At 44.5% G+C, this 15398-nt stretch carries 7 protein-coding genes, 2 tRNA genes and 3 rRNA genes; 8 read left to right on the forward strand and 4 right to left on the reverse strand.

The features are described from left to right. Positions 1 to 381 precede the first annotated feature (381 nt). From FO440_RS08155 to FO440_RS08180, 6 genes are all read left to right on the forward strand, one after another. Positions 382 to 1903: ribosomal RNA gene (locus tag FO440_RS08155) — 16S ribosomal RNA — on the forward strand. Between the two features lie 305 nt (positions 1904 to 2208). Beyond that, a tRNA-Ile gene (locus FO440_RS08160) sits at positions 2209 to 2283 on the forward strand. A 95-nt stretch (positions 2284 to 2378) separates the two neighbouring features. Then, positions 2379 to 2452 (forward strand) — tRNA-Ala (locus FO440_RS08165). Positions 2453 to 2696: 244 nt separating this feature from the next. Continuing rightward, positions 2697 to 5571: ribosomal RNA gene (locus tag FO440_RS08170) — 23S ribosomal RNA — on the forward strand. 252 nt (positions 5572 to 5823) lie between these two features. Beyond that, positions 5824 to 5935 (forward strand): 5S ribosomal RNA (gene rrf / locus FO440_RS08175). Together the 16S, 23S and 5S rRNA genes with 2 tRNA genes alongside form the textbook arrangement of a ribosomal RNA operon. A 148-nt stretch (positions 5936 to 6083) precedes the next feature. Then, a complete protein-coding gene (locus FO440_RS08180; RefSeq protein ID WP_144247698.1) occupies positions 6084 to 6617 on the forward strand; it encodes a DUF922 domain-containing protein in 534 nt (177 codons plus the stop codon). Positions 6618 to 6697: 80 nt separating this feature from the next. Here FO440_RS08180 and FO440_RS08185 read toward each other — a convergent pair whose 3' ends face one another. Next, positions 6698 to 7318 carry a hypothetical protein gene (locus FO440_RS08185; RefSeq protein WP_144247699.1) on the reverse strand — a complete coding sequence of 207 codons (621 nt, stop codon included), beginning with the start codon at positions 7316 to 7318 and terminating at the stop codon, positions 6698 to 6700. A 128-nt stretch (positions 7319 to 7446) separates the two neighbouring features. Continuing rightward, the gene (ftcD, locus tag FO440_RS08190) at positions 7447 to 8457 is read right to left on the reverse strand and encodes a glutamate formimidoyltransferase (protein WP_144247700.1); all 1011 of its coding nucleotides are present in this window, start codon (positions 8455 to 8457) and stop codon (positions 7447 to 7449) included. 321 nt (positions 8458 to 8778) lie between these two features. On the opposite strand from ftcD, the gene FO440_RS08195 reads away from it, so the two are divergent. Next, entirely contained in the window at positions 8779 to 11562 is a 2784-nt protein-coding gene (locus FO440_RS08195; protein WP_144247701.1) for a TonB-dependent receptor, read from the forward strand. A 7-nt stretch (positions 11563 to 11569) separates the two neighbouring features. Continuing rightward, positions 11570 to 12343: a GLPGLI family protein gene (locus FO440_RS08200; RefSeq protein WP_144247702.1), complete on the forward strand. Its 774-nt coding sequence runs from the start codon at positions 11570 to 11572 to the stop codon at positions 12341 to 12343. A 4-nt stretch (positions 12344 to 12347) separates the two neighbouring features. On the opposite strand, the gene FO440_RS08205 is transcribed toward FO440_RS08200, so the two are convergent. Next, positions 12348 to 13430: an alpha/beta hydrolase family protein gene (locus FO440_RS08205; protein WP_144247703.1), complete on the reverse strand. Its 1083-nt coding sequence runs from the start codon at positions 13428 to 13430 to the stop codon at positions 12348 to 12350. Positions 13431 to 13538: 108 nt separating this feature from the next. Then, positions 13539 to 15377 carry a chloride channel protein gene (locus FO440_RS08210; RefSeq protein ID WP_144247704.1) on the reverse strand — a complete coding sequence of 613 codons (1839 nt, stop codon included), beginning with the start codon at positions 15375 to 15377 and terminating at the stop codon, positions 13539 to 13541. Between the last annotated feature and the right edge of the window lie 21 nt (positions 15378 to 15398).

A 15398-nucleotide genomic window follows, 5' to 3' on the forward strand; every position in this document is an offset into this window, starting at 1 on the left:
CCCAAAACGGGGGAGGCCGAAAGGCGAAAAAGCTGAAAGCGAATTTCAGCAGAGAATTGAAAAGAGTTACGATAAAAAGTAACCAACAAAACAGAAGATTTAACCTTCGAAAGAAGGTCAAAATTATAAAAGGTTCACTGCGACAGTGGCACCGAGAAAGTTCTTTTAGGAAATAGAAAATCATGTAGTAAAGCGGGCCGTTTATGAGTTGGCAGTTTGAAGTTAGTAGTCAGCAATGACTTAATGACCAATGACCAATGACGAATAAATGGTTTGCGAGAAAAAGAGGAATCGGAAGATATTGTATAAAGATATATAATACAAAGATTAGAAGATTCTGTTATTTATAATAGGGTCAGAGCAATCGAACTTAGACATTTTACAATGGAGAGTTTGATCCTGGCTCAGGATGAACGCTAGCGGCAGGCCTAATACATGCAAGTCGGACGGGATTGGAGAGCTTGCTTTCCATGAGAGTGGCGCACGGGTGCGTAACACGTATGTAACCTACCCTTGTCAGGGGGATAGCCTCTCGAAAGAGAGATTAAGACCGCATAACATTGTTTTATGGCATCATAGGACAATCAAATATTTATAGGACAAGGATGGGCATGCGGAACATTAGCTAGTTGGTAAGGTAACGGCTTACCAAGGCTACGATGTTTAGGGGATCTGAGAGGATGGCCCCCCACACTGGTACTGAGACACGGACCAGACTCCTACGGGAGGCAGCAGTAAGGAATATTGGTCAATGGACGGAAGTCTGAACCAGCCATGCCGCGTGCAGGAAGACGGCCCTACGGGTTGTAAACTGCTTTTGCAGGGGAATAAACCTCTCTACGTGTAGAGAGTTGAATGTACTCTGAGAATAAGGATCGGCTAACTCCGTGCCAGCAGCCGCGGTAATACGGAGGATCCAAGCGTTATCCGGATTTATTGGGTTTAAAGGGTGCGTAGGTGGCCTGTTAAGTCAGGGGTGAAAGACGGTAGCTTAACTATCGCAGTGCCCTTGATACTGATGGGCTTGAATGAACTAGAGGTAGGCGGAATGTGACAAGTAGCGGTGAAATGCATAGATATGTCACAGAACACCAATTGCGAAGGCAGCTTACTATGGTTTTATTGACACTGAGGCACGAAAGCGTGGGGATCAAACAGGATTAGATACCCTGGTAGTCCACGCCCTAAACGATGAATACTCGATGTTGGCGATATACGGTCAGCGTCTAAGCGAAAGCGTTAAGTATTCCACCTGGGGAGTACGCCCGCAAGGGTGAAACTCAAAGGAATTGACGGGGGCCCGCACAAGCGGAGGAGCATGTGGTTTAATTCGATGATACGCGAGGAACCTTACCCGGGCTTGAAAGTTAGTGAATAGAGCAGAGACGCTCTAGTCCTTCGGGACACGAAACTAGGTGCTGCATGGCTGTCGTCAGCTCGTGCCGTGAGGTGTTGGGTTAAGTCCCGCAACGAGCGCAACCCCTATGTTTAGTTGCCAGCATGTAAAGATGGGGACTCTAAACAGACTGCCTATGCAAATAGAGAGGAAGGAGGGGACGACGTCAAGTCATCATGGCCCTTACGTCCGGGGCTACACACGTGCTACAATGGTTGATACAGAGGGCAGCTACCTGGTAACAGGATGCCAATCTCACAAAGTCAATCACAGTTCGGATTGGGGTCTGCAACTCGACCCCATGAAGTTGGATTCGCTAGTAATCGCAGATCAGCAATGCTGCGGTGAATACGTTCCCGGGCCTTGTACACACCGCCCGTCAAGCCATGGAAGCTGGAAGTGCCTGAAGTGCGTAACCGCAAGGAGCGTCCTAGGGTAAAGTCGGTAACTGGGGCTAAGTCGTAACAAGGTAGCCGTACCGGAAGGTGTGGCTGGAATACCTCCTTTCTGGAGCAATATCTTACCTCCTTTTAAAGTAAAGCAGAACTGCTTACTGCATGATTATTTCTTAAAATAGAGATCAGTGATTAAAGATTGGAGATTAGTTGAATGCAACATTCACTAATTCACTCAATCAATAACTCACTCATTATCTATTAAACGTAAACCCAAAGATGAAGCCATCATGTGGGCCGGCCTTAAGAGCCAGGACACGGTTGGCAGTTCACAGTTGGCAGATAACAATTGGCAGTTAGCACGAAAGCGAAGCTAACCACTGCAAACTGCAAACTGACAACTGCAAACTAAAAAACAGTCCTGTAGCTCAGCTTGGTTAGAGCACTACACTGATAATGTAGGGGTCAGCAGTTCAAATCTGCTCGGGACTACAATAAGGCAATGATCGAAGGAATGAATTATTGAAATATTGAATATTAAATCATTCATTAATTCAGGCATTCACTAATTCAGACATTAATCTTTCGGGGGATTAGCTCAGCTGGCTAGAGCACCTGCCTTGCACGCAGGGGGTCAACGGTTCGAATCCGTTATTCTCCACGCTTTGTAAAGTAGGCAGTAAACAGTTTACAGTAAGCAGTTAATACTGCAAACTGAGAACTAAAGACTGCAAACTAAACAAAAAACGTTCTTTGACATATTGGAAGAAGTAAATTGAAAGAGAAAACAACAGATAGAGACAGTTGTAGGCTTTCGAGGAAGAGTTATAGCAATATAACAGGACTAAGAAACGACGACTTATCTAAATAAAAGCATACCATACGGCGCAAAAGGCGTATGAGTAGAAGAAAGTAAGAAAGGGTACACGGGGGATGCCTTGGCTCTCAGAGGCGATGAAAGACGTGATAAGCTGCGATAAGCTGCGGGGATCAGCAAATATGAATTGATCCGCAGATTTCTGAATGGGGAAACCTGACTATCTGAAGGATAGTCGCAATAGCGCGAACCTGCTGAACTGAAACATCTAAGTAAGCAGAGGAAGAGAAAATAATAATGATTTCCAGAGTAGTGGCGAGCGAAATGGAAGAAGCCCAAACCTGTTATGTTACGGCATAGCAGGGGTTGTAGGACCACAACATGACTACTAAAATGAACCGGAACGGGGTGGGAAACCCGGCCATAGAGCATGAGAGCTGCGTACGGGTAAGTAATAGTAAGATAGTGGTATCCTGAGTACCGCGAGGTCGGAGACGCCTTGTGGGAATCTGCCGGCACCATCCGGTAAGGCTAAATACTCCTGAGAGACCGATAGTGAACCAGTACCGTGAGGGAAAGGTGAAAAGAACCCCGAACAGGGGAGTGAAATAGAACCTGAAACCGTGTACTTACAAGCGGTCGGAGCACGAAAGTGTGACGGCGTGCCTTTTGCATAATGAGCCTACGAGTTACTCTTCTCTGGCAAGGTTAAGTGTTTAAGACACGGATCCGAAGCGAAAGCGAGTCTGAATAGGGCGTATAGTCAGAGGAGGTAGACGCGAAACCTTGTGATCTACCCATGGACAGGTTGAAGGTGCCGTAACAGGTACTGGAGGACCGAACCGATAAACGTTGAAAAGTTTCCGGATGATCTGTGGGTAGGGGTGAAAGGCTAATCAAACTGGGAAATAGCTCGTACTCCCCGAAATGTTTTTAGGAACAGCCTGGCGGTTGAGTTATAAAGAGGTAGAGCTACTAATTGGGTGCGGGGGAGTCAAATCCTACCAAATCCAGATAAACTCCGAATGCTTTATAATATACGCTGGAGTGAGGCTATGGGTGCTAAGGTCCATGGCCGAGAGGGAAAGAACCCAGACCATCAGCTAAGGTCCCCAAATTAACGCTAAGTTGAACTAACGAGGTCCGATTGCACAGACAGCTAGGATGTTGGCTTGGAAGCAGCCATTCATTTAAAGAGTGCGTAACAGCTCACTAGTCGAGCGATCGGGCATGGATAATAAACGGGCATTAAGCGTTATACCGAAGCTATGGATTTGCAGTAATGCATCTGGTAGGGGAGCATTCTATTTGCGGTGAAGCAGGAGGATAACCGACTGTGGAGGGAATAGAAAAGCAAATGTAGGCATAAGTAACGATAAGGCGGGAGAGAAACCCGCCCACCGAAAGACTAAGGTTTCCTGATCAACGCTAATCGGATCAGGGTTAGTCGGGGCCTAAGGTGAAGCCGAAGGGCGTAGCCGATGGACAACTGGTTAATATTCCAGTACTTTTTATAACTGCGATGCGGTGACGGAGTAGTGAAACTGACGCGAACTGACGGAATAGTTCGTTAAAGGCCGTAGGTATATGGACTGTAGTTAAGTACGCAGACCATGCTGAAAGCTGATAGTACCTTGAGCCTTCGGGTAAGGGGATAGTTCAGGTAATCAGACTTCCAAGAAAACCCGCTAAGCTTCAGGTTATAAAAACCCGTACCGTAAACCGACACAGGTAGTCGAGGAGAGAATCCTAAGGTGCTCGAGTGAATCATGGCTAAGGAACTCGGCAAAATGGCCCTGTAACTTCGGGAGAAGGGGCGCTGGCAGCAATGTCAGCCGCAGTGAAAAGGCCCAGGCGACTGTTTAACAAAAACACATGGCTATGCAAAATCGAAAGATGACGTATATGGCCTGACACCTGCCCGGTGCCGGAAGGTTAAGAGGGGATGTTAGTCGCAAGGCGAAGCATTGAATCGAAGCCCCGGTAAACGGCGGCCGTAACTATAACGGTCCTAAGGTAGCGAAATTCCTTGTCGGGTAAGTTCCGACCTGCACGAATGGTGTAACGATCTGGGCGCTGTCTCAGCCATGAGCTCGGTGAAATTGTGGTATCGGTGAAGACGCCGGTTACCCGCAACGGGACGGAAAGACCCCATGCACCTTCACTACAACTTAACATTGATATCGGATACAGGATGTGTAGGATAGGTGGGAGACTGTGATCCGGCTTCGCCAGGAGTCGGTTAGTCAACGTTGAAATACCACCCTTTCTGTATTTGGTGTCTAACTCGTCCAAGACGAGGACATTGTTTGGCGGGTAGTTTGACTGGGGTGGTCGCCTCCAAAAAGGTAACGGAGGCTTTCAAAGGTAAGCTCAGTACGCTTGGTAACCGTACGCGGAGTGCAATAGCATAAGCTTGCTTGACTGTGAGGCAGACAAGCCGAGCAGGGTCGAAAGACGGATATAGTGATCCGGTGGTTCTGCATGGAAGGGCCATCGCTCAAAGGATAAAAGGTACGCTGGGGATAACAGGCTGATCTCCCCCAAGAGCTCATATCGACGGGGAGGTTTGGCACCTCGATGTCGGCTCGTCACATCCTGGGGCTGGAGAAGGTCCCAAGGGTTGAGCTGTTCGCTCATTAAAGTGGCACGCGAGCTGGGTTCAGAACGTCGCGAGACAGTTCGGTCCCTATCTGTTGTGGGCGTTGGAAGTTTGAGTGGGGCTGACCTTAGTACGAGAGGACCGGGTTGGACAAGCCTCTGGTGAATCTGTTATGGCGCCAGCTGTATTGCAGAGTAGCTACGCTTGGAATAGATAAGCGCTGAAAGCATCTAAGTGCGAAACTAGCCACAAGATGAGACTTCCATTGAGGGTCGTAGCAGACTACTACGTTGATAGGTTACAGGTATAAAGGTGGTGACATCATAGCCGAGTAATACTAATCGCCCGAAGCTTTCTTCGTGTTGGAATAATAGGGGCAGGTTCGCCTGCCCCGACCAAAACAACAGACAGATAATAATACATCTGTTGTTTTCTCGATCTACTTACTTCTTTCAATAATATGTCATTGTTTGTTCAGTGGTTCAATAATATCAATGTTTCATTGGTACTGCCCGCAACAACAAACTAATAAATACGATATCGGTCACGGAATACGGCCATTATGTTCATACTAATGAACTAATGAACCAGTAAACCAATGAACCAAAAGCATTCAGGTGCCTATATCGGCGGTGTCCACCTCTTCCCATTCCGAACAGAGAAGTTAAGCCCGCCAGAGCCGATGGTACTGCGGTAAAACGTGGGAGAGTAGGTCGGTGCCCAATTTTATAAACCCTGTGAACTAGCGTTCATGGGGTTTTTTGCGTTTGAAACTTTTGTTGATATCGACATAGATAGGGATTTGTAATCTTTTTGTTCAAAAAGCTATTGACAATAGCTCATCCTTATATTCGTTAAACCAAAACCTGCTGTATGCGCCTGTTACGAATAATCTTACTGTTATCATTGTTGTATTGTACTAACACCGTCAAGGCACAGGATATTCCATGGATCAAGGATAAGCCGCTAAAGTGGAAAGACTTTGCCGGCACGCCTGATAATGGACCTCATGATGCTACAACTCATTCTTATCTTAGATACACATTTTACCATCACCTGCAGGATACTGTGCACCAGCTTAGTTTTAAGGTAGAGTGCCTGTTCAGTACGCAGCGATCATGGGTACGACCGGGACATGAAGGCGAAAATCTGTTAAAGCATGAGCAACTGCATTTTGATATCACTGAACTTTTTGCTCGTAAATTAATGGCTGCATTTAACGCGGCAACTTATACAGCAAACTATCGCGAAGAAATTCAGGCTATATTTCAGCGGATCAATAATGATCGCCGGGATATGCAAACCAAGTATGACACCCAAAGCAATCACTCGCACGATAAAGGATTACAGGCTGTTTGGGAACAATATGTACATAATAAACTGGAGCAATTCCCCAGAAACTATTAGTAATATCGCTATATAATAGCGTAAAGAAGAGCAGAAATCACACTACCAATCTTGGATCTTCAACAACAAATCTTTAAGATCTAATCTTTAAATTTCAAACAACTACAGGCCGCGTTCATGTTCTTGAAAAATTCAGGCCCTTTTTCGTTAGAAAAGCAGATGGTGAAAACAGTGCCCACATTGGTTTTTGTGAGCGCGGTTAGCAGGGCGTATTTATAATGCTTTGTGATCGGCGAGTCGTCAAGGTTAAATAAAAAAGTGCTGCCATCGTCAGCATTATAACGCTCTAAAATATAATCTGGCACTTTTCTTTTTAGGTAGCCATCATCCGGTGTAAACGCGGCTATCTGATTCTCGGCTAACCTTACGTACAGCGAATCAGGATTAACTACATGTATATTCTTTTCGATAATGAATTTTTCGTTTTCTTTTTGTGTGCTAACCCGAAACCACACCTCGAAATCCGCGTCGGGCAGTTCCATGGCATAATCAAAAGGGAGGCTTTCTGTATCGGGGGCCTTAATTTCTTTAAATCCCTCGGGGAAAGTAAAAGCAAGGTTTACCTGGTTTAGCGCGTTAGTAAAGCTTTTAAACTGGCTTACCTGTTGTGTATGATTAGTTTGTGCAAACGCCGGGGTAATTAGCGTAAGTAATAAAATATAAATTAATAAGGAGTTAACTTTTTTTGTGACAGTGTTCATTTGCAATTAAAACCCAAAAACGTTGTTTTTTAGCTTTACATATACGCCGAACTAAAAATAAGGATAATTGTAATATTAATTAAAAATATTATACAAGATTAAATTAAAAATTAAACGGAAAGCCTGATTTAACCCAACTGGTACTCAATGATCCGTTTTTGCGGATCGAAAGGGGCAAGCTCATTTAGACCCATAGCTTGTATGGCCGCGTCAATTAACTTGCGCTCGTTAACCAGATAAGTGATTCCCTGCTGGTGCAAAAAATGACGCCCTGCTTCAACCATTGCTTTTAACGGGATCATGCCTATCAGTTCGCTGCCCGTAACGGTAACGCCATGATCTGCCGCTTTTGCAGCTACCTCGTCAAATACCTGGTGTATGGGGGTTTCGGTTATATTGGTTAAATTCATGGATACCTGCGCTTTGCCGTACTCCTCAATATACCAGCCTATGGCCTTTACATGCTTTAAAGCACCCGGGATGCGTTCCTTTCCGTTTTCATTAATGATGATCTTACCGGTTTCCCTTACTTCCTGCGCAATTTCATTAGCGATATGGGTAGACGATGTATTCAAATTGATGTTATAAGCTACCAGAAAATCGCGTGCGCCAATTACAGTGGCGCCTCGTTTGGCGTCCAGTTCGGCAGGGCCAAAATCAGGCTGCCACATGGGTAACTTTATCTTTTTAAAAAAGCCTTCGTACTCGCCCGCTCTTATCGCGGCCAGGTTGCTGCGCTTTTTGTTGGGTTGCGCGTGCTCGTATAAATAAACCGGGATCTTCAATTCATCGCCAACCCTTTTAGCCAGTTGTATGGCATATTGGGCAGTTTCATCCAGGCTGATATTACTCACCGGGATAAGCGGGCAAACATCTGTAGCTCCCATGCGCGGGTGTTCACCTTTTTGCGTTCGCATATCGATCAATTCGCCGGCCATCTTTATCCCTTGGAAAGCTGCTTCAACAACAGCTTCAGGCTCGCCGGCAAAGGTTACTACCGTGCGGTTAGCCCCGCGACCGGGATCGACATTAAGCAATTTAACTCCTTCAACCGACCCTATCGCGCCAGTAATACTGTGAATGATGCCCTGATCAACACCCTCGCTAAAATTTGGTACACACTCTATAATTGGTTTCATTGGGCGTGCAATTTAAATATTATTTGTAAACATAAAACGTGTACTGTCATTTACGGTTAGCTTACTCGTCGGCCTTTATATCCTATTGGGATTTTCATCCCCGCTTTTTATGGTTTCATCACTTTTAGTAGGGCAAAACAGCAGGCCCCCGTACCTTGGCAGTATATTATTTAACAAGATAATTTATTTACAAGACTGTAACAGAGCTAACAAACCAGTGTCTTAAGGGCGCTTATCAATGTTAAATAAAGTTAAGAGATGTTAAAATATTTTCATCACTAATAATTTAGTTATACATTAGTCTTATCTAAAACCTACCTAATGAAAATCACAATTTTGTCAATTGCGCTGCTTGTGCTGTTCTCGTTAACCAGCTATGCGCAAAGCAACTATGCCATAAAAGGAGTAGCTGTCGACACCTCAGAAAAAAAGACTTTATCAAATACCGTTATCATGGTGCTGAATGTTAAAGATTCGGTGCTGCGCAAATTTACCCGCGCTGGTAATGATGGTTCGTTTGCTGTCAACGGACTTGCACCGGGTAAGTTTATCCTGGTGATGTCCTATCCCGGTTATGCCGATTATACAGAAGATTTTACTTTAGATGAAAAGGCACAAATACATGACTTTGGAAAGACCGGCCTCACGCTTAAATCGCGCCTGTTAAAAGATGTTATTATAAAAGGGGAAGTACGGGCAATTAAGATTAAGGGTGATACCACCGAGTTTAATGCCAAAGCTTACGTTATTCAGCCTAATGACAAGGTAGAAGATCTGATCAAACAATTCCCGGGGATCCAGGTAGATAAAGATGGAAAAATTACCGCACAGGGGCAAAAAGTTACTAAAGTGCTGCTGGATGGCGAGGAGTTTTTTGGCGACGACCCAACCCTTATTACTAAAAATATTCGTGCCGATATGGTTGACAAAGTACAGCTGTATGACAAGAAAAGCGACCAGGCTACCTTTACCGGCATAGACGATGATAAAACCACCAAAACTTTAAACATCAAATTAAAAGATGGCAAAAAAGCCGGCTCGTTTGGTAAGGCGGTAGCCGCAGCGGGTACCGATAAATACTACCAGGGCCAGCTGATGTACAATAAATTTCAGAATAAAGAAAAGATCTCTGTTTATGGCATCGGTTCAAACAATGGTACCACCAGCCTTAACTGGGACGACGCTCAAAAATATGGGGATGGCAATAATATGGAGATGATGGATGATGGCGGCATGTATTTTTCGTACGGCGGCGATGACCTGTACTATAACGGCAGCGGATTACCTAAAGCTATTACAGGCGGCGTACACTATGATAATAAGCTGGACAGTGGTAAGTATGCAGTTAACGGAAACTACAAGATCGGCCAGCTAAATATCGACGGAAACCAGAGCGCCATTACCCAGAATAACCTACCCGACCGTGTAATTAACAGTAAAAGCAGCCAGGTAGATCACAAATCAAATTTTCGCCAAAAACTGGACGCTAAAGTTGAAGTTAAACTGGATACCACCGCTAATTTAAAAATCACTGCATCTGGCAGTTTCAAAAACAATAAAAGCAACAGCTTTAGTACTGATACCAGCCGGCGCGGTGATAACACGCTGCTTAACCTGAATAGCACCAGCACTATCAATAATAACGACGACCATAGATTTGACGCGAGTGTTTTCTATACCAAAAAACTGAAGAAAAAGGGGCGTACCTTGTCTGTACTCATAAGCGGCAATGCTGATAACAACGAGGGCACAAGCTTTCTTAAATCGAACCTGCAATCGTTCCAGGACGACGGGACACCAAACGCCGCGCAGCCAACTGACCAGCATAAAACGTCTGACAACAAAAGCCAGGTTTTAAATACCAATATTACTTATACCGAGCCTATTGTTAAAGGCCTTAACCTGGTTTTTAATTATGGCTTTAACATTGATCAGGCCAGCTCAAACCAACGCGCTTACAGCCGCGGTACAAATGGTGATTACAATGTATTAGTTGACTCCTTGAGCAACTTTTTTAAACTCAATCAGCACTCGCAGCTGGCCGGTGTTATTTTGAACTATAACAAGGGCAAAACTGTTATAAATATTGGCAGCAAAGCTGCTGATGTATCATTCGATCAGATCAACCTTTATACCGGTAACGAGCTAAAGCGGCAATTCATCAATTGGTTTCCGCAAGCCAGTTATGTATATAAGTTTTCGCAGCAAAGCGCCTTTAGGGTAAATTATAATGGCAATACTCAGCAGCCAAGCATCAGCCAGATCCAACCGATTAAAGACAATAGCAATCCCTTATATGTCACCCTGGGTAATCCGGACCTGACACCGTCATTTCATAATAACTTCAGGATGTCGTACAACTCTTATAAAGTTATTAGCGGCGAAGACCTTTATATAAGCGGAAATTATGCTTTTACAACTAACCCAATTGTAAGTAATACCAGTACCGACGCAATTGGTAAAACTACCAGCCAGTACTTTAACCTAAGCAGTAAAATACAGCACAGTTATTACGGATACTTTAATTATGGCCGTAAAATAGCAGGAATAAACGTCGGCATTAGCAGTAACATTAGTGGCAGGACTACTTATAATATGGTGACAAACGGTGTTAATGGAATCAGCCAGTTAAATACCACAAAAAACAACAGTTACGAAGGTGACCTCAGCGTGAGTAAATATGTTGATAACAAATATGACTTCAATATATCAGCAGGCCCTACTTACAGCATCAATCAAAGCTCTTTACAAACCGCTTACAATAGCAACAGTGCTGGTTTTAATTCAAGGGGATGGGCTGGCTTGTACCTGCCTCATAACTGGCAGATAGGCTCGGACATTGATTATACTTATACCGCCAAAACAGCTGCGCTACCACAGTTTAAACGTACCTTATGGAACGCCTCAATAAGCAAGGCTTTCTTTAAAGAGAAAAGTTTGAAAGTAATGGGTACGGTGAATGATATCCTTAACCAAAACCAGGGCTTTAACCGTTATGCTAACGGCGGCATTATTACCGAGGAGCGGTACACCACTATTAAAAGATATTTTCTGCTAACCTTATCGTACGATTTTTCAAAAATGAGTGCGGGTACATCAAAATAATTTACCTATGAAAAACCTGATCATCATTATTTATTGCTTTTTCACGTTTACAGTTGCCTGCTTGGCCCAGGAGGCGCATTTCGCCTCATCAGGCGTTATTGAGTATGAAAAAAAAGCTAACATGTATGCTTTGATCCGTAAAGAGATCAATAAAGACAACGAAGGCTGGCTGGCCAAACCTTTTGAGGACTATCAAAAATCAAATCCCCAGTTTAAGGTGATGAAGAGCACACTTAAATTCGGCGCTAATAAAAGCTTATTTGCCCCTGTGGTAGATGAAGATGAAAAACCTAATGGCTGGTTTGATCTGCAAATGGCCAATCAGTCGAACACTATTTTTAGCGATTTTAATACAGGCATGAATACGGCTCAGAAACGAGTTTTTGAGGAAACTTTTTTATTGAAAGACACCATCCGTAAGATCAACTGGAAAATAACTGACGAAACCCGCGATATTGCCGGCTACCCGTGCCGCCGCGCCAATGCCATTGTGATGGATTCTATTTATGTGGTAGCTTTTTATACAGACAAGATTATTGTACCTGGCGGGCCCGAATCATTTACCGGCCTGCCCGGTATGATACTGGAGGTCGCCCTGCCGCATGAAAATGTCGCCTGGATAGCAACTAAGGTAACCGATACCAACATCCCCGAAAGTGAAATAGTACCGCCAAAAAAAGGTAAGCCCGTGAATAATCTATCGTTTAAGCAAACATTAAACAAAGCTATAGGTGATTGGGGTACCTGGGGTCACTCTTTCCTGAAAGCTTTTATTTTGTGACGCTTTAGTTGAGCAGGTATTTGCAGAAGAATTGACAGGTCAATTCTGTATCCTTAGCGTTAAACACATGGCCCAGGTTGGGTTGAATTTCAATATCCAGTTTGTCTAAAGCATTTTTAGCTTTATAGGCTTCTGTTGCTGTCGCGAAACCTATCTGCGCGCCGGGATAGGGGTTGTTTTGGTCTTTATCTTTGCTTAATATCAGCAGTGGCCGCGGCGCAAAAAGGCGGATCATTGACGGGCAATCAAACTCGCCGGTTATGTCGGGCAGTATTTTGTCCCATACGGCTTTAACGTTGGTTTGGTTAACGGTCGAGTCGCCAAGATCATGCGCGGCCCTTTTATGCGCGTCGCCAATGGTACCAACACGGCCCTGCCATTTATTGTTATCTAAAGACCATTTAAAGCTTTGCACTGCGATACCCAATACCGCCGCGCGGATCCTGGTGTCAACCGATGCTGCCATCCAGGTTTCAATACCACCCATGGATATGCCGCCCATACCTATCCTGTCGGCTTTAACATCGGGGCGTGTAATTAGGTAGTCAACCAGTCGCCATAAGTCGTATGAGGTATCGTATAAAAACGGGTAGGCATGATGATTTTGGTCATTGGTTTTAAATGCCCGGTAAGCAGCGTCGGTATACTCTTTTGCGCCGTGTGCACCCCCGGCAATACGCTGGCCATGGTAACGCGCGTCAATAGCTACGCCCATAATGCCCTGCTTAGCCAGTTTAATAAATATCGACCTAATATCTCCCTCGTCCTTACTGCCTCCGGTACCATGCAGAAATATCACTACCGGGAACTTAGTTTGTCCCTTTACAACAGGTTTGTAAATAAGTATGGGCATTTTCTCGGTTTCTTCTGTGTAGATCGACCCTTTATCCACTTCTATAGAATCTTTGCGGACGTTGGTAAACTCGGGTTTAAAATCAACTACCGGGCGGTTTAGTAATGCCTTAAAATCCCGCGCTACCTGTGCTGCCGGTGGGTATTGCGGCGTTTGCGCAAATATTACTGATGCCTTTATGAAAAACACAAGGCACAGCAATACTGTTTTACTTTTAAGGCTGATGTTAGGCATGGCTATTTAATTGGCTGATAAATACTTATCCGGTAGGTAAATATAACCGTTTATGGATAGCTGTTGCGTAACATTTTTATTGGAGATACTCAAGCTTTAATCTATCCACTAAATCTTAGCCCGTCTTCTGCGCTTTAAAGAGATCTTCACATGGGCTGATTCGTTTTTTTTGATATTTTGTGTGTACGCGTTGATAATATCTTTATAAGATAATACCCCGATAACTTTATTATGGTTAGACAATACCGGCAGAATTTCGGCACCGGCTTTTGACATTTTCTCTATCGCCCGGCGTAAAGTGTCTGTGCCTTTAAGAGCGCTAACAGTATCGATGGTAACAAGCTCTTTTAAAGGCTTGCTATCATCCGTCGTGTTATTATATATATCGGCCAGTTTTACACTACCCGCATATTCGTTTTGATCTGTTACTACAATAAAATGATTTTGGTTGGTTTTACCAGAACCTATTCGTTCGCGCGCTTCGCGGATGATGATGTTCTGATTGAGTATCGTGTCGTCATCAGTAATAACCTGCGATACCAGCAGTTTCTGCAATAGGTCCGGTTCAAACGAATCGGGTGTAGCTACACCGCGACGAGCAATCTTTTCGGTCATTATGGTGTTTTCCATCAAAAAGAAAGATACAATATAGGCGCCTGTACAAGCGCCTAATAAGGGCAGTAAAGCGTGCGACTGCATGGTAGCCTCTAACGCGAATACAATACTGGTTAAATAAGCCCTTGATGCCCCCGCGAACATGGCCGACATACCGATGAGCGCGGCCAAAGGAATGTTGATACCAGCATCAGGAAAAAATTTTAAAACGACCATGCCGATAACTGCGCCGGCCGCGCCGCCCATCGTTAACAAGGGTGCCAGCGTTCCGCCGGATGTACCGCTGCCCAATGCTATTGCCCATGATATGAATTTAAAGATACACAAGCTAAGTACCAACGTTAACGGCCAGGTGCCCGATAAAATGCCGGTAATATTATCATAGCCAACGCCCAGCGTGTGTGGCGCGTAAAAACCTATTATGCCTACTGCCAGTCCGCCTATGGCAGGCCACCACATCCAGTGGATGGGTAGTTTTTCAAACAGGTCTTCTATCCAATATACTATTTTGGTGATGCCTAATGATAAAAAGCCGATAACGATCCCCATAAAACTATAAATACCCAATGCCAGGTTTGACGGTACGGCTACGCCTGGCATTTCAAATACCGGCCCCGATTCGAATAATAAATGATGACCCGCTGCACCGGTAATACAAGCAAGAGCTACCGGTAATATAGCACGGGGCGAAAACTCGAATAATAACAGTTCGATAGCTAAAAATATAGCGGCTATGGGCGTTCCAAATATAGCCGACATGCCGGCTGTAGCGCCGGCAGCTAAGATGATCTTACGCTCGTTAGCCGTAACCTTAAATATTTGGCCCAATGTTGACCCTAATGCACCACCGGTAGCAATGATAGGCCCCTCGGCGCCAAACGGGCCGCCTGTACCTATAGCTATGGCCGATGATATGGGTTTTAATAAGGTGATGGATGGTTTGATACTGCTCTCGTTCACCAGGATCTGTTCCATAGCTTCGGGGATTCCGTGGCCGCGAATAGCTTTTGACCCGTATAAAGCCATTAACCCAACTATGATACCGCCGATAGCCGGAATAACAATTACCCATACCCCTAAATGATTATTTGCAGGGCTATGAAAAGCCAGGCTGATAGAACCAAAAAATGCGATGTTGGTAACCAGGTTGATCAGCGAAACCAAAACCTTGGCTATGAAACTAATGGCAACAGCAACTAAAACCGCGTAAGCAGATATGGTAAGCAAACGGCCTTTTAAGATAAAGGGCTTTTTGATATTACCTTCGGCTATTTCTAAACTGTTTAATAATGGCGAAACAGGGATGCCATTTGGAGAACCGGCGTTTTTCATAATAAAGAGAAATAGATCAGT

The organism is Mucilaginibacter corticis (assembly GCF_007558865.1).
Classification (GTDB): Bacteria; Bacteroidota; Bacteroidia; order Sphingobacteriales; family Sphingobacteriaceae; genus Mucilaginibacter; species Mucilaginibacter corticis.

What these genes read in the sequence shown, in the direction of transcription:
- FO440_RS08200 (WP_144247702.1), top strand. Translation starts at nt 11,570, where the DNA reads ATGAAAAACCTGATCATCATTATTTATTGCTTTTTCACGTTTACAGTT.
- FO440_RS08210 (WP_144247704.1), bottom strand. Translation starts at nt 15,377, where the DNA reads ATGAAAAACGCCGGTTCTCCAAATGGCATCCCTGTTTCGCCATTATTA.
- FO440_RS08180 (WP_144247698.1), top strand. Translation starts at nt 6,084, where the DNA reads ATGCGCCTGTTACGAATAATCTTACTGTTATCATTGTTGTATTGTACT.
- FO440_RS08205 (WP_144247703.1), bottom strand. Translation starts at nt 13,430, where the DNA reads ATGCCTAACATCAGCCTTAAAAGTAAAACAGTATTGCTGTGCCTTGTG.
- FO440_RS08185 (WP_144247699.1), bottom strand. Translation starts at nt 7,318, where the DNA reads ATGAACACTGTCACAAAAAAAGTTAACTCCTTATTAATTTATATTTTA.
- FO440_RS08195 (WP_144247701.1), top strand. Translation starts at nt 8,779, where the DNA reads ATGAAAATCACAATTTTGTCAATTGCGCTGCTTGTGCTGTTCTCGTTA.
- ftcD (WP_144247700.1), bottom strand. Translation starts at nt 8,457, where the DNA reads ATGAAACCAATTATAGAGTGTGTACCAAATTTTAGCGAGGGTGTTGAT.